Below are 16024 nucleotides of genomic sequence, written 5' to 3' on the forward strand. Positions count from 1 at the left end.
ACTGGATGGGTTAGAAATACAAACCTCCCAGTGAACAAAGGAGAACGATACCTGATTGAATAGTCTTTCTTTTCATGTTTATTCTATTTGTTAAATTAGTTTCCCTATATTTGTTTCATAAAACCTCTTTAATAGCAATAGGAGGTTGATGCAAAAGTATATATAAAATAGACTTGGGCAAGTGCTTTTAGGAAGGCGGGCGATAAATTGTAGGTAACGTCCTGATCTATAGTATGCATGTCAGCAAATTGTCAGAAAACTCAGCCTGTAGTCAGGATAAAATAGGAGGATTTTTGGTATGAAACAAAAGATTTATATGATATTAAGTTGTGTGAGTCTGGCTTGTTTATTTAGTTGGTGGTTATGGAGTGCTTTCCATTGGATGGCGTTTCTTATCGATTATAGTTTGTATACTAAGATTTGAGGATCGGATTCATATATTGTACCGGACATAAAGACTACATTTGCCATCAATTTCCTATCTTCAGATAAATAAGAGTGGCCATAATTCGCTTTTGACAATAATATTGCATCATCTTTTCTTCCTTCACAAGTCAGATAATCGCAATATGAATTATTATAAGACAAATCATCGTTCAGCAAGGTGTATTTTTTCTCCGTTCTTCCTGTCGCGACATATTTGTGCCCAATTTCATATATCTCCAGAAATCGACTGTTCAAATCTAATTTATTGATGAAATCCGGAACACTCTTTTCTTTGCATCTATTGAGGCTATCAATGGAATAAGCGATGTATTTTCTTTGCATATTATCGAATAGGCCTAAATAATAATTGCCTTCCCTTTGGAAAATATCCAAATTCATTATTTGTAAAAATTCATTTACACCTTGTCCTTTCTTTGCGAATGAATACATGACCGAATCATGTTGAATATCTATCACATCTATATTATACTCCCCCGAAAATGAATAATCGACAAAAAGTTGATTACCTAATATCTTTATTAGACCGGGAGCTCCTATTTCCACATTCAAAGTATCGACAGGTGTTAAATATCTATTTGCAACTATCCTTCCTTTTTCTGAACAGGAGGATAATGACATCGTAAGTAAAATAAGAAAAATGTACCGCATAGTTTTAGATAATCAAATGATGTACTGAACTTGCATCATTCTGTTTTGTCCGGTTTATATTACCATCATGCACCTCCTTTCTTAGGGGGGCTTGCCGTTGTTTTGGGTAAAGGTAGTTCTTTGTGTTAAGCCATGCAATTAATTTTGGAAACAATTTTGGCAACAATTGGAAACAGATGGCAACAAATTCGGAGATATTGAAAATATTCTTGATATATTTGTTATAGTACCCTCCTTTTACCATCCCTGTATTAGGTTGATTATAATAACCTGAAAAGAGGAACTGATACAAGGGAGCGAAACTACAGAAAATACAATATCCTCCCCTAATTACGCTTAAATCTGTATGTGTCTATTCCCCAGCCAATTATCAAAATAGCTGTTTCTTAAAAAATATTACCCTATAGGGAATTTTGAAAAATAGGGGGTAGAAAATCAAAATAGATGCGGTAGAGTTTCGATTTGGACTAATGGGTATTAAGGCAAACTGTACAATAAGGGTTGAAATGGCAATAAGGGGTAGCCGAATGCTCTGTGTATGTTTTTTGTTTTTGTGAGAAACATGTCAGGAAAAGAAGACGGTTATTTTTATATCGATAAAACCGAGTTTATCTACCGTCTTGTCAAGTCTGGACGTTACTATTTCCTGAGTCGGCCGCGCCGCTTCGGGAAAAGTTTGCTCATATCTACGATTGAAGCTTATTTTCAAGGAAAGAAAGAGCTATTCGAAGGTTTGGCGATAGAGCGATTAGAGAAGGACTGGTCGCAATATCCGGTCTTGCATTTGGATTTGAATGCTCGCCAATACGACAGGGCGGAGTCTTTGTACGAAGAATTGAACAAATATCTTGAGATTTGGGAACAGACGTATGGCAGTCCGTATGGAGACCGTAAACCGGAAGAGCGTTTTTACCAAGTGATTCGCTATGCATATAAAAAGACCGGTCAGCGGGTTGTGGTCCTTGTGGACGAATATGACAAACCATTGCTTCAGGCAATCGGGTGTGCGGAATTGCAGGAGGCTTACCGTAATATTCTAAAAGCTTTCTATGGAGTTCTGAAATCAATGGATGGCTATATCCAGTTTGCGATGTTGACAGGTGTGACCAAGTTTGGAAAAATAAGCGTATTCAGCGACCTGAATAACTTGGATGACATCTCCATGCGTGAGCCCTATGTTAATCTATGTGGTGTGTCCGAGCAAGAGATACACCACAATTTGGAAGAAGAGCTTCATGAATTGGCAAAAATCCAGAACATGACATATGAGGAAACCTGCGCCAAGCTCAAGGAGTATTATGACGGTTATCATTTTGCGGAAAATACCATCGGCATATACAATCCGTTCAGTTTGCTTAATACATTTAAATATAATAAGTTCAGTAGCTATTGGTTCGAAACCGGCACGCCGTCCTATTTGGTCGAACTGCTGAAACGAAGCCATTACGACCTGGAGCGCATGGCAAACGAAGTTACCAGTTCGGATGTCTTGAACTGTATTTACGAAGACTTGAATCCTATTCCACTCATTTACCAAAGTGGCTACCTGACAATCAAGGGGTATGACGAAGAATTCGGAATTTACCGGTTAGGGTTTCCAAATCGAGAAGTAGAAGAGGGCTTAGATAGATTATTCAAGATCGGGATAAATTTCAGCAATAAGTTGCGGAATATTGAAGAATGGATTATTGAAAAATAATACAATAACCCCTTTTTGTCATTATTTCTATTTCACCAGGAATATTGTTTCATTTTAATCTGACACATTGTGCAATCGATCTGTTTTATGGTGACAGCAAGCACCATGTGTCCGGCAGTTCGTCTATATTCCAACTCTGTTTTGTCATCCTAAACAGCAAAACAACGACAATATGAAAAGGATTAACTTTCAGAGAATCGAATATTTGCAAACGAAGTCGGTTCGCATCCCGTATATACCAAAAAGCTTTTTCCACTTTTCCCCCGTGAGGTGCGCAGAACTTTCCCGCGACGACCGTCTTCGTTGCTGTGAGTTGCCGAGATCATAGGTAGTGACGACCGTCTTCATGGCGATGAAGTCCCTTGTCATAGCGATGAAGACGGTCGTCGCGGAGGAAAAGTAGTAAATCAATGAAAAAAGCGCCGTTTTACCTATAGGAGAAGCTTCCTTGCACCTTATACACCAAAATGTAAAAAAATATTTTATTTACAATAAGGCATAGGAAATCAGATTCATTCTTCAATAATCCACTCTTCAATATTCCGTAACTTGTTGCTGAAATTTATCCCGATCTTGAATAATTTCCGTGAGTCGGCGGCAAACGGGAGTGCATACCGCTTTTCGTCAATCTGCTTCAATGCTTCCTGGGCAGTCCCTTCCAATTTGAATTCCATCACATAGATGTAGTCACTCGTTTTCAAAACCAAATCGACACGCCCGCTGCTTGTATGATATTCTACTTGCGTATAAAAGCCTGCCAATTTGAAAACGATAAAGAGTACATTCTGGTAATGCAATTCCAGTTGGCGGGCCAGTTCGTATGGGGTGTCCGCAAAGAAACTTTGCAGGCGCTGGAGGAAAGCGTCGGGTTGGCCCTTACGGATTTCACTGACGAATTTCTGTATTTCAAAGGGGGATTCTACTTTGTTTATATTTGTATAGAAAGGCATCAGGTACCGAACAAAGCCTTCTTCTACTTCGCGATTGGGAAACCCTAACCGGTAAATTCCGAATTCTTCGTCATAACTTTTAATAGTCAGGTAGCCGCTTTGATAGATTACCGGGATCGGGTTCAAGGAATCAGCATAGATACTGTTCAGCACATCCGCATTGGTTTCTTCGTTTGCCATGCGTTCCAGGTCATAATGGCTTCGTTTCAGCAGTTCGACCAAATAAGACGGCGTGCCGGTCTCGAACCAGTAGCTCCCGAATTTATTGTATTTGAACGTGTGTAGCAGGCTGAACGGATTGTATATGCCGATGGTGTTTTCAACGAAATGGTATCCGTCGTAATACTCCTTGAGCTTGGCGCAGGTTTCCTCGTATGTCATGTTCTGGAGTTTAGCCAACTCATGGAGCTCTTCTTCCAGGTTGTCGTGTATCTCTTGCTCGGACACGCCACATAGATTAACATAGGGCTCGCGCATGGAAATATCATCCAGGTTGTTCAGGTCGCTGAATACGCTGATTTTTCCGAATTTTGTCACGCCCGTCAGCATTGCGAATTTGATGTTGCCGTCCATTGTTTTCAAAACACCGTAGAAAGGTTTCAGGGTGTTGCGGAATGATTGTTGGAGTTCCTCATTGCCGATGGCCTGTAACATAGGTTTGTCGTATTCGTCCACAAGGATTACGACGCGCTGTCCGGCCTGCTTGCAGGCTCGTTCGATGACTCCTGCAAAACGGAGGGAGAAAGAACGTTCGGATGGATCGGCTCCATAAAGGCTTTCCCAACCGGCCAATGTTTTCTCAAGCATATTGTCGAGGCTTTCCTGGCAATCGTATTTCTCGATGTTCAAGTCCATGTGCAGGATCGGATGCTCGATCCAGTCTTTTTCCAACTTTTCCATGGCAAGCCCTTCGAACAACTCTTTCTTGCCTTGGAAATAGGCTTCGATCGTAGATATGAGCAAACTTTTCCCGAAGCGGCGGGGGCGGCTCAGAAAATAGTAGCTGCCGGTTTTGATGATCCGGTAAATAAGTTCGGTTTTATCGATATAGAAATAACCGCCTGTACGAAGTTTTTCAAAATTCTGTACGCCTATCGGATAAATTTTATTGTTCATAATGTTCTTTTTATCTGTTTGAACAGTGTATTCAGTCTGTAATACAACAAAGATAGTAATGTTTCTTTGCATAGTCAAGCCAATCGGACGGATATGCAACGATATGTCTGTTTTATGTATCTTTGTAACAATAATCAACTTCAACTGTTTTTAGTAAATTGAAGATTCTGGATATGAGGCTTTTTTCGAGAATACGGGAGCGTGTGGATGCTCTTCTTCATGATGAGAGTTTGAAGAAGAAGCTGTATGTTATTATATTTGAATCGGATACTCCGATGGGGAAACTGTTCGACACCTGTCTGATCGGATTTATTATCGCAAGCGTGTTGGTGGTAATATTGGAAAGTATACAGTCTTTTTCATACCATTACACGTTGGGACTACGGATATTGGAGTATGTGTTTACGGCTTTCTTCACTTTTGAATACTTGGTTCGTATCTATTGCTCGCCAAATCCTAAAAAATATGTTTTCAGCTTTTTCGGGGTTGTGGATCTGTTGTCGACATTGCCGGTCTATCTGAGTTTTTTCTTTGCCGGCACGCGCTACCTGCTTGTGATTCGTGCGTTTCGGTTGATCCGCGTTTTTCGTGTCTTTAAGCTGTTTAACTTCTTGAAAGAAGGTAATATGCTGTTGAAATCGCTTAGGATCAGTGCACCGAAGATATTCGTGTTTTTCTTTTTTGTCCTGATTTTGGTGACTTCGATCGGTACGATCATGTACATGATAGAAGGGAACCAGCCCGGTACGCAATTCGATAATATTCCGAACAGTATCTATTGGGCGATCGTGACGATGACGACCGTCGGCTATGGCGATATAACGCCGGTGACACCCGTCGGACGTTTCCTGTCGGCGATCGTGATGCTGATCGGCTATACGATTATCGCCGTCCCGACGGGGATTGTGTCGGCAACAATGGTCGGGGAACAACGCAAAAGGAATAGGTTGGAATGTCCGCATTGCCACCGGACCGGACATGAAGAGGAAGCCGGATATTGTAAATATTGCGGTTCGAAATTGGACCATCCGAAAAGATGAATATTCGGAATCTGTCAAAATAATTTTGTATCTTTGCCACCATTGATATTAACAATTTAAGAAAGAAAATGGAAACAGTAGTAAGCGGCATTCGCCCAACGGGTAATTTGCATCTGGGGAATTACTTCGGAGCAGTAAAAGGATTTTTGCAAATGCAAAATGAGTATAATTGCTTTTTCTTTATTGCAGACTGGCACTCGTTGACTACACATCCTCATCCCGATAATATCCGTAACAGCGTAAAGACTATCCTGGCTGAATATCTGGCTTGCGGTATCGATCCGGAGAAAGCGACCATCTATCTTCAGAGCGATGTGCGCGAAATCCCCGAATTGTATTTATACCTGAATATGAACGCCGGAATCGGTGAGTTGATGCGTACTACTTCATTCAAGGATAAGGCACGCCAACAGTTGCACATAGACCGTGTCAACACCACGGAAGGCGATGTGGAGAGAGAAATATTCAACGAGGGGAATAAACACAGTGTCAGTGCCGGATTGTTGACCTATCCGACCTTGATGGCTGCCGATATCATTATCCATAAGGCGGTGAAAGTGCCGGTTGGAAAAGACCAGGAGCAAAATATGGAAATGGCTCGTCGTTTTGCCCGCCGTTTCAACGCGACTTACGGAGTCGAATGTTTTCCGGAACCCGCCTCTTTCTATTATTCCAGTAAGGCGATCAAAGTGCCCGGGCTGGACGGATCCGGAAAGATGGGCAAGAGCGAAGGAAATGCGATCTACCTGATCGATGATGAAAAGACGATCAAGAAGAAGGTGATGAAAGCAGTGACGGATGCGGGTCCGACGGAACCGAACAGCGTGAAACCCGAACCGATTGCCAACTTGTTTACAATGATGGAAATCGTATCTTCAAAAGACACGTTCGATTTCTTCAATGAAAAATATAACAATTGCGAGATCCGTTACGGAGATTTGAAAAAGCAACTGGCTGAAGATATCAATAATTTCTGTGCACCGATTCGCGAACGCATCTTGGATATTCGTTCCAACGAAGACTATTTGGTGAAAGTAGCCCGGATGGGAGCCGAGAAAGCAAGCGAGAGCGCTGCAAAGACATTGCGTGAAGTGCGCGAGATCATCGGATTCAGGGGATAAGCCTATTCGGGCCCGAAAATATAGAGGCGCGGATTACACAAAACTCACGGATTAATTAATGCCGTGCAGTCTGTGTGATCCGCGTTTTTTTATGTGTGTATGAGGATGATACTGTGCGATATAATTTATTAAAATCATAATAAAGAATCTGAAAATCGGATTATTGAATGGAAAACTGCTTTACTTTGCCATGAATAGAGACAAGCAACAAATGTATGGCAGCAATATCTGCGGGCGAATTTGAACGTATTTTTAAGGAGCTTTATAAGCCTCTGTGCCTGTTTGCACTTCGTTTTACTGAAAAAACGGAAGATGCCGAAGATGTCGTGCAGCAGGCTTTTGCCGATATTTGGGATAAAAACAGCCATAATGTGGTAATTGCCAACCTCAAATCCTATCTCTACCAGGCGGTACGGAACCGTTCCCTTACGCTAATCGCCCAATCATCCGATGTGTTACAGGCAACAGAATGCATTGCCGATATGGAGGACCTGTCGGAAGAGGAACAGATATATCAGTCGGAACGGGATGCGCGTCTCTGGGCGGCTATCGACGAGCTGCCTACCGAACGGAAGAGGATATTTTTGTTATCCAAACGGGACGGATTGAAATATCAGGAGATCGCGGAGGAATTGCATATATCCGTTAAAACGGTTGAAAACCAAATAGGAAAAGCATTAAAGGCTTTGCGGGATACGGCCGTACGGATTTATTGTTTCTTTTTTTCTTGAAAGAATAGGGGTTTTTCGGATTTTTTTGTCTTAGTGATAGAAAGGTTAAAATGTTTATGTATCGCTAATTCAAAAAAGAGAAATGAAGAAATTCGTATTATTTGTGATGTTGATGATGAGTGGGCTATCGGTGAGCGCACAGCGGTGGTCGTTGATGCCGGAAGTCGGGATGACGGCTGTCAAAAGAGGTGGCCCTTCTTATATCGATGAACCGGGGTACATTTGGAATGCCGGTTGGAAAATCGGGGCTGGAGTGGAGTTTGCTGTCAAACCGGACCGTTTTTCATTGAAATCGGGATTGTATTATACTCAACGGGGGTGTTCGAGACAATCTATTTCGTTCGGAAGCATTTACCCGACAACGGACGAACAGTCAAAGTCCACTTTTAGTGAGAGCTATTATAAGGTGAGGCGTCATTTTTTGCAGGTTCCGTTGATGGCGAATTTGTCATTCCGTTTAGCGGATAATGTACGGTTGAATCTGGCTGCCGGTCCTTATATCGCTTATTCGATGGGAGATAAAAATGTAGCTGAGTATAATGAATATATGCCGGGTAATAGTGACAGCCATGAAAGTTTAGGCTATCTCTATTATAGAGGTAACGGTAGTTATTCGTATGGCGGCGGATGGGTTGGGCAAGGTTTTGGCCATGAAAGTTGGACGCACGACAATCCTTGGGACTGGGGACTTTCGTTTCAGGCAGGATTGGAAATCGGTTCCTGTGTGATGAATATCGGATATGATGCCTCTTTGGGCAAGGAATATGGATATGATTCGGTCGACTTGAAATACCATACCTTCAGTCTGTCTGTCGGATATAAATTCAAATTAGGGAAATAAACAATGGAGAGTGTAATGATAATTGTCTATTGTCAATTGAAAAGATGAACAACGAGCAAGATGATAGATTTGAAAAACGTCTTCGTTTTGTAGCCCGGTGCTACAAAGAGGGGAGCTTGGATGAGGATAAGGCTTGGGAACGGTTTGCCGCCCGGCAGGGAATCCGCCGTCCGGTCGTTTTCCGCCGTTACTGGATGGCCGCGGCAGCGTCTGTTATGCTCTTGCTTATCGGTGTCGGTACTTTTTATTTGAAAGAGCGGAATAATCCCGAATGGGTATCTGTTGTTACTGCATCGGGGCAGTTGAAAGATGTTTATATGCCGGATAGTACGCTGGTCTCGATGGCCGGGAATTCGACACTCCGGTATGATGTGAAGAAATATGGAAAGGAAAGGCGTGTGGTGGAGATGACTGGAAAAGCTTTTTTCCAGGTGAAGAGGAACGAGGCACGCCCTTTTTCCGTTTATACAGCCATGACGGAAGTGACGGTTTTAGGGACCAGCTTCCAGATAAACGAACAACCGGGTATGACGGAAGTCGATGTCGTTACGGGAAAAGTGCGTTTTGCGGGAGGGAAAATGGCTGAGCCGGTTATCCTGACAGCAGGAATGTCGGCCTCTTATTCGAGTGAAAAAGAGGAGATAGATATTCTGAAGGAAGAGAATCCGAACAATCTTTCCTGGAAAACGAAGCAGCTGAGGTTTAATGATACGCCTTTGGAAAAGGTGATCAGGGACCTGAACGAATATTACCGGGTGGAGATCGTCAACAAGGTGGATTCGCCGGGATCCAGGCTGACCGCGACATTCAACGATCTGCCTCTTGACGAAGTCCTGATGGTCATCAATCAGACGTTGGATATCCGGCTGGTTCCACGGGAAGATAAATAAAAAAAGAAAGTATGTATCGTGTTTACCTGTTTGTCATCGGGATTTGTATGTGTTGCCCGCTGATCAGAGCGAAAGAGCCTTTGCCCCTGTTGGAAGATCCGATTCCTACTGTCACGTTGGATATGAAGCGGGTTCCGTTGCAGGATATTTTGCTGGAGATCGAAAGGCAGACCGGCCTGTTTTTTTCCTATGAATCGTCGATGTTGAAAGAATTCCGCCATGTTTCGTTGTCGGCGCGTGACGAATCTCTATCCTATTGCCTGAAACGGTTGTTCGAACCTTTGCCTCTTGTCTACCGGATTACGGGACGCTATGTGATATTGAAACGGAAACCCCGGCAATATACCATCAGTGGTTTTGTGCGGGATTCCGCTTCTTATGAGAGCCTGATTGCGGCAACCGTGGTAGATCGCTCGTCCGGGAAAGGGGCTGTTTCCAATAATTATGGTTTTTACAGTATGACGCTGTCTCCGGGGAAGGTGGTGTTGTCTTCCTCTTATGTCGGCTACGAGCCTTGTTCCGTCACGTTCGAGTTGGCCTGCGACACGATGATCGATCTCTCCTTGTCGCCTGCCGGCGTGCTGGGGGAAATCGTGGTAAAAGGAATTTCACCCCGGTCGGATGTGTTGAACAGCCGGATAGGGATGTCGGATGTCCCTGCGAGCCGGGTGAAATCGTTGCCGGCCCTGTTGGGTGAAACAGATGTTGTCAAGACCTTGCAACGGCTTCCGGGTGTAGCCGGAGGGACGGAAGGCATGAGCGGGTTGTTTGTGCGGGGAGGCGATGGCGATGACAACCTGTTTTTGCTCGATGGCAATCCGGTCTATCATACGGACCATGTGTTAGGTTTCTTTTCGGCTTTCAATCCGGATGCCGTGAAGAATGCCACTTTTTATAAAGGAAGTTTTCCGGCGGAATACGGCGGGAGGCTTTCTTCCGTTATAGATGTGCGTACGAATGAGGGGAACCGGAAAGAATATCACGGGAATATCTCGGTCGGCTTGCTGGCGGCGCGTGCCAATATCGAGGGGCCGATCATCAAGGACCGCTCTTCCTTCAACGTCTCGGTAAGGCGTACCTGGATGGAACTGATTACCTGGCCGGCCATGACGGCTGTGAATAAGAAGGCCGATATCGACGTGAAAGGCGGATACCATTTCTACGATATGAATGCCAAAGTCGATTATTCGTTTACGGACCGCAGCCGTGCCTATCTGAGTTTTTACATGGGAAGCGACAGTTACCGCAACGGTGAAGACTCGAAAGACATACATGGCGAGGACCGGGACTTCCGCTGGCGTTGGGGTAACCTGATCGGGTCTGCCGGATGGAACTACCTGATCAACCGGAAACTGTTTGCCTCTTTCACCGGAGGGTATACCCGCTATCGTTCGCATATAATCCAGAAGCAGAATGCTTTTGTCTCTTCGCCGGATAAGAGCGGGCAGGTCTATTTTCAGGAAGGGCATTATCGTTCGGCTATGGAAGATGTGAGCCTGAGAGCCTCTTTCGACTATCGCCCGAATGTCGACCACCGGATCCGGATGGGAAGCGATTACCTGTTTCATCTTTTTCGTCCCGAACAGAGCAATATGAGTTCCTGGTATAAGGATTCGGTTGTTTCACAAATGAATAATACGGTCTTTTCGCATTCCCGGATTCATGGCCACGAGGTTTCCCTGTATGCCGAAGACGAAATGTCGCTGACCGACCGGCTGCGGGTGAATGCCGGGCTGCGCTTTACCCTTTTCCACGTGCAGGGAGAGACGTACCAGTCGTTCCAACCCCGTTTTTCCGCCCGCTACCTGTTAGGGCGGAACCTGTCGGCAAAAGTCTCCTATACGAAGATGAACCAATATATCCATTTATTGTCCAACAGCTATATCAGCCAGCCGACGGATATCTGGGTGCCGGTTACCGGGAATATCCGCCCGATGCATGCGCACCAGGTGACGGGTGGCCTGTTTTGGCATTATAAAGAATTGGATTTCTCGGCTGAAGGCTATTACAAACGAATGAATAATCTGGTGGAATATAAGGATAACGGTCCGGTTCTTCCCTCTTTTGCAGGTTGGGAAGACCGGGTCGGAGCGGGCAAGGGGCGTGCTTACGGCTTGGAACTGATGGTACAGAAAAAGACCGGTCGGTTTAACGGATGGATCGGCTATACGCTCTCCTGGTCGGACCGCTGGTTTCCGGACGGGGCGGTCAACAATGGACGTCGTTTCCCCTCCAAATATGACAACCGGCATAAGGTCGATATCGTCGCTTCCTACAAACTCTCTAAGAAGGTGGAGCTGACGGCAGCCTGGATGTATAAGTCCGGCAATCACCTGACGATTCAGGACGTGCAATACCGCCCGTTGCCGGAACTGACGGAACATGGCTACCGGGAAGGGCTTGAATGGGGATACGGACAGAACGCAAGTTCGCGCAATAATTACCAGCTCCCGGCTTACCACCGGCTTGATTTAGGCGTTAATATCTTCCGGCATAAAAAGAACGGGCGCATGGGGATCTGGAATCTGAGCCTTTGCAATGCTTATTTTAAGGCGAATCCTTTCTCGGTCCGGCCTGTTTATTATCAAACGGAAAGAGGCCGGGAGGTCGTGTTGGAACAGACCTTGTTGTTCCTTTTCGTCCCCTCTGCCTCTTATACATATAAATTCTGATGGCGATGAAAAAGATGCTTTTTGCCTTGTGCCTGCTTTTGTCTGCCTCCTGTACCCGCGACGTGGTGCTGGTCCTGCCGCCCGTTCCGCCACGCCTGGTGCTGAACGCTTCCGTCTCGCCGGATACGGATGTGACGGCTTTTTTGTCCAAAAGCTGGTTTGTCCTGGACACGGTCACGGACGACGGGGTGAGGAACGGCAACATACAAGTGTTTGTAAACGACCGTTCGCAAGGACGTATGCAACCCATTCCCGATAGCCGGTTTACGGGACGCTATGTATTGCCCGGATGCCGAGTGAGGGCCGGCGATCGTTTGCGGCTGGAAGCCGAAGCGGATGGTTTCGATCCGGTAGGAGGAGAGACGGTTATCCCGGATCCGGTGGAGGTGTTGTCTGTCGATACGGTCCGTTTTACTCGCTTTGGTTATGGCGGATATGAATATCCTTCCATGCGGCTGTATGTCCGGTTTCGTGACAAGCCGGATAGACGAAATTATTATCGCTTGATAATCGAGAAACTGACGGAGTTCCAGAAAGGAGACAGTGTGATCACCTGCAGTTCGATGTACCGGTCGGAATCGGGTTGTACGGATTGGTTGAGCGTGGTGTATGAAGATCCGGTATTTCGCTCGACGGTGACGAATCCGGTTATCGAACAGTTGGACGGGACGACTTGCCGGGGCACGTTTACGGATGATATGTTCGATGGCGAAGACTATACGGTCCGCTCTTCTTTCTGGCCGGTCGAGAATTCCTTTAAGGGCGGTTCGGTGACGACAACGGTGCATTATGATGTCCGGCTGGTGGCTATTTCGGAAGAATATTACCGGTATCTGGTCGTTATCCGTAATTTCTCTATCTCGTTGGGCGATGCTTATTTGGACGGTTTGGTGGAACCTACCGCCACTTATACGAATGTCGAAGGCGGTTTCGGGATCGTAGCCGGTTGCCAATTGGCCCATCGCCGCTTCACAATGCCTTTCGGCGATAAGGAATCCGGCTGGATTCCGTTTGCCGTCCATGATTGATTCTAAAAAAATCCGGACCGGATAGGGGTTTTTTTGTTTTTCCTGTCTTATGGATGAATAGTCAATAAAGATAGGATGGAAAAGTTAATGTTGAGAGGATGGTTTACCTGTGCACTTGTGTGTTTGAGTTGTTTTTTGATCCCGGAGAAGTTGTCGGCAGAGGTAAACGGTGGAGATGAGGTTCGAACGGTTACATTGAATATGCGGAACGTTTCTTTGAAAGAGATCCTGACAGAGATAGAGAAGCAGGCCGGAGTGACTTTTTCGTATGAATCATCTTTGTTGAAAGAGTTTCAGAAGACGAGTTTCAAAGTGGAAGATGCAGCACTGGACGATTGCCTGACACGACTTTTTGACGGCTATCCGCTCGTGTACAAGAGGACAGGAAACATTGTCGTTTTGAAACGTAAACCCAGGCAGGTCACGATCAGCGGTTTCGTGCGGGATAAAACTTCCGCGGAATCCCTGGTCGGGGCTTCTGTCTATGATGTGAACAGCTTGAGTGGTGTGGCAACTAATGCATACGGATTCTTTAGTCTTTCGTTGTCAATGCCGCCGGGTAGTAACGGCGTTCCTGTCCGTTTGCAAGTATCTTATATCGGTTATGAGAGCCGTTCGCTTACCATTTCGACCTTGCAACAAGATACGGTTTTGGCAATCGATTTACGGCCTAATGCTGCAATCGGAGAAGTACTGGTGACCGCTTCGGAAACAACCCGGCAAACGGTCCGTAATACGCAGATGGGAGCTTTGGAGATAAATCATGCTACTATCCGCGCGACGCCAACCTTGTTGGGAGAAGCCGATATTATTCGTACCTTGCAGTTGATACCCGGAGTGTCGGCCGGGACGGAAGGTATTTCGGGGTTGTATGTCAGAGGTGGCAATTCGGATGGAAATCTTTTCTTGATCGACGGTAATCCGGTCTATCAGGTGAATCACATTGGTGGCTTTTTCTCTGCGTTCAACAATGAAGCGATCAAAAGCATGAATTTCTTCAAAGCCGGTTTTCCGGCCCGTTATGGCGGGCGGCTTTCTTCAGTGGTGGATGTACATACCAAAGAGGGGAATATGAAAGAGTTTCATGGAAGTGCTTCCTTAGGGCTGGTTTCCGGTAACTTGAACTTAGAAGGGCCGATCTGGAAGGGCCGCACGTCTTTTAATATTGCGCTCAGACGTACTTGGTTGGATGTGCTGACAGCCCCGACACTGGCGATTGTGAATCAGAAAAATAAAAAGAACGGGGAACGTATTAATGTCCGTTATGCTTTCCATGATTTGAATGCTCGTATCGACCATCGTTTCAGCGACCGGAGTAGGATGTATTTGAGCCTCTATAACGGGAATGATGTTTTGAAAGTAGGAAGTGAAGATTTTGCTTATTCCGAATATACAAGCGAATATCGTAATACGATCGACGCCTATATGCGTTGGGGGAATTTGGTCGCTTCTGCTGGCTGGACGTATGCGTTCAGTAGTAAGTTGTTCGGAAAATTGTCCGGTTTCTATACGCGATATCGTTCTAAAATCAGATATAAAGAGGAAGATGTTTCCGGTAAGGAAGGTGATTCCGGATATAAGTATTCTTTGGACGAGACGACCAATGTGACAGGAATCACGGATTTTGGTGTTCGTACCTCGTTTGATTATCGACCAGTGGCGGCACACCATATCCGTTTTGGCGGTGATTACCTGATTCATTATTTTCAACCGGAGTATAACCGGATGAAAGCATTGGACAATAGTCTGCCGGATTCTATGCAGGTTACTAAAACTTTTTCCGACGACAAGTTGTGGGCACATGAATTGGCTGCCTATGCTGAAGATGATTGGTCGATTTCCGATGCTTTTCGTTTAAATGTCGGACTTCGTTTCAGCCTGTTTAATATTGATAACAGGACGTATACCGGCATTGAACCGCGTGCTTCTCTGCGCTGGTTGCTTTCACCGGATGTTAGTTTGAAAGCTTCTTACTCCCGTATGAATCAGTATGTACATTTGATCAGTAACAGCTTTATGGATTTGCCGACTGATTCTTGGATGCCGGTGACTAATAAGTTGAAGCCGCTTGTCAGTGACCAGATTTCTTTGGGTGGTTATTACAATTGGAATCAGTTATTGGATTTTTCTGTTGAAGGTTATTATAAACGGATGAACAACTTGTTGGAATATAAGGATGGTTATAGTCTGATTCCTTCATCCGTTTCATGGGAAAATAAGATGGCTTCCGGTGAAGGGCGTGCTTACGGAGTGGAGTTTATGGTTCGTAAGCAAACAGGAAAAACCACCGGATGGGTCGGGTATGCGCTGGCGTGGGCGGATCGCCAGTTTGACGAAATAAATAAAGGACGGCGCTATCCTTCCCGTTACGACAATCGGCATAAATTGAATATTGTTGTCATGCATAAACTCTCCAAGAAAGTAGAGTTGTCGGCTGCCTGGACTTATTCGTCTGGTAATTATACAACATTGTCACTGGAAAATTATTATTCGAGTGACCATCTGCACCAACCGGGAGAAAGACCTTTCTGGGGGAATGGGGCTGGTGAAGATTATTATGACCAACGTAATAATTATCAACTTCCTGCCTACCATCGTTTGGATGTGGGCATTAATATATATCGTCCTAAAAAGAAGGGGCGTATGGGTATTTGGAATATTAGTATTTATAACGTGTATAGCCGGATGAATCCTATCCTGGTTTATAAAGGAGATGTCAAAGAGGAGGCTGGATCAGACGATTATGGGAATCCGAATGTCACCTATCGGAATGCATTCAAGTCTATCGGTATTTTTCCGATCATACCGTCGGTTTCATATACATATAAATTTTGAAGGAGG

At 45.0% G+C, this 16024-nt stretch carries 10 protein-coding genes and 1 pseudogene; 9 read left to right on the forward strand and 2 right to left on the reverse strand.

Going from position 1 to position 16024, the window contains the following annotated elements; genetic code table 11:
* Window positions 1–399: 399 nt before the first annotated feature.
* Window positions 400–1065 (reverse strand): 6-bladed beta-propeller, encoded by a 666-nt coding sequence (locus BQ9893_RS10010; protein WP_208610809.1) that lies wholly within the window; start codon window positions 1063–1065, stop codon window positions 400–402.
* 568 nt (window positions 1066–1633) lie between these two features.
* Between BQ9893_RS10010 and BQ9893_RS10020 the strand changes: the two are divergent.
* Window positions 1634–2725 (forward strand): annotated as a pseudogene (locus tag BQ9893_RS10020) (ATP-binding protein); the annotation flags it as partial.
* Between the two features lie 581 nt (window positions 2726–3306).
* Here BQ9893_RS10020 and BQ9893_RS10025 read toward each other — a convergent pair.
* Complete coding sequence (locus tag BQ9893_RS10025) at window positions 3307–4860, reverse strand: ATP-binding protein (protein ID WP_075966101.1); 1554 nt, start codon at window positions 4858–4860, stop codon at window positions 3307–3309.
* A 173-nt stretch (window positions 4861–5033) separates the two neighbouring features.
* Here BQ9893_RS10025 and BQ9893_RS10030 point away from each other — a divergent pair, with 173 nt between their 5' ends.
* The 8 genes from BQ9893_RS10030 to BQ9893_RS10065 all read left to right on the forward strand — a co-directional run bounded on the left by BQ9893_RS10030 (window position 5034) and on the right by BQ9893_RS10065 (window position 16018).
* A complete protein-coding gene (locus BQ9893_RS10030) occupies window positions 5034–5900 on the forward strand; it encodes an ion transporter (protein WP_075966102.1) in 867 nt (288 codons plus the stop codon).
* A gap of 68 nt (window positions 5901–5968) precedes the next feature.
* A complete protein-coding gene (gene trpS, locus BQ9893_RS10035; protein ID WP_075965901.1) occupies window positions 5969–7021 on the forward strand; it encodes a tryptophan--tRNA ligase in 1053 nt (350 codons plus the stop codon).
* Between the two features lie 215 nt (window positions 7022–7236).
* Window positions 7237–7752 (forward strand): RNA polymerase sigma-70 factor, encoded by a 516-nt coding sequence (locus BQ9893_RS10040; protein WP_075965902.1) that lies wholly within the window; start codon window positions 7237–7239, stop codon window positions 7750–7752.
* Between the two features lie 82 nt (window positions 7753–7834).
* Window positions 7835–8593, forward strand: coding sequence for a porin family protein (locus BQ9893_RS10045; RefSeq protein WP_075965903.1), 759 nt, complete (start codon window positions 7835–7837; stop codon window positions 8591–8593).
* Window positions 8594–8637: 44 nt separating this feature from the next.
* The gene (locus BQ9893_RS10050) at window positions 8638–9483 is read left to right on the forward strand and encodes a FecR family protein (protein ID WP_075965904.1); all 846 of its coding nucleotides are present in this window, start codon (window positions 8638–8640) and stop codon (window positions 9481–9483) included.
* Window positions 9484–9494: 11 nt separating this feature from the next.
* Window positions 9495–12155, forward strand: coding sequence for a TonB-dependent receptor (locus tag BQ9893_RS10055; RefSeq protein WP_075965905.1), 2661 nt, complete (start codon window positions 9495–9497; stop codon window positions 12153–12155).
* A 5-nt stretch (window positions 12156–12160) separates the two neighbouring features.
* Window positions 12161–13183, forward strand: a complete 1023-nt coding sequence (locus BQ9893_RS10060) for a DUF4249 domain-containing protein (RefSeq protein WP_075966103.1) — start codon at window positions 12161–12163, stop codon at window positions 13181–13183.
* A 75-nt stretch (window positions 13184–13258) separates the two neighbouring features.
* Entirely contained in the window at window positions 13259–16018 is a 2760-nt protein-coding gene (locus BQ9893_RS10065) for a TonB-dependent receptor (RefSeq protein ID WP_075965906.1), read from the forward strand.
* Window positions 16019–16024: the final 6 nt, after the last annotated feature.

The sequence above is a fragment of the Parabacteroides massiliensis genome (assembly GCF_900155425.1).
GTDB classification, from domain to species: domain Bacteria; phylum Bacteroidota; class Bacteroidia; order Bacteroidales; family Tannerellaceae; genus Parabacteroides; species Parabacteroides massiliensis.

Excerpts from the sequence above, each read along its gene's own strand:
- BQ9893_RS10030 (WP_075966102.1), top strand. The coding sequence starts at position 5,034 with ATGAGGCTTTTTTCGAGAATACGGGAGCGTGTGGATGCTCTTCTTCAT.
- BQ9893_RS10050 (WP_075965904.1), top strand. The coding sequence starts at position 8,638 with ATGAACAACGAGCAAGATGATAGATTTGAAAAACGTCTTCGTTTTGTA.
- trpS (WP_075965901.1), top strand. The coding sequence starts at position 5,969 with ATGGAAACAGTAGTAAGCGGCATTCGCCCAACGGGTAATTTGCATCTG.
- BQ9893_RS10045 (WP_075965903.1), top strand. The coding sequence starts at position 7,835 with ATGAAGAAATTCGTATTATTTGTGATGTTGATGATGAGTGGGCTATCG.
- BQ9893_RS10055 (WP_075965905.1), top strand. The coding sequence starts at position 9,495 with ATGTATCGTGTTTACCTGTTTGTCATCGGGATTTGTATGTGTTGCCCG.
- BQ9893_RS10010 (WP_208610809.1), bottom strand. The coding sequence starts at position 1,065 with ATGTCATTATCCTCCTGTTCAGAAAAAGGAAGGATAGTTGCAAATAGA.
- BQ9893_RS10060 (WP_075966103.1), top strand. The coding sequence starts at position 12,161 with ATGAAAAAGATGCTTTTTGCCTTGTGCCTGCTTTTGTCTGCCTCCTGT.
- BQ9893_RS10065 (WP_075965906.1), top strand. The coding sequence starts at position 13,259 with ATGGAAAAGTTAATGTTGAGAGGATGGTTTACCTGTGCACTTGTGTGT.
- BQ9893_RS10025 (WP_075966101.1), bottom strand. The coding sequence starts at position 4,860 with ATGAACAATAAAATTTATCCGATAGGCGTACAGAATTTTGAAAAACTT.
- BQ9893_RS10040 (WP_075965902.1), top strand. The coding sequence starts at position 7,237 with ATGGCAGCAATATCTGCGGGCGAATTTGAACGTATTTTTAAGGAGCTT.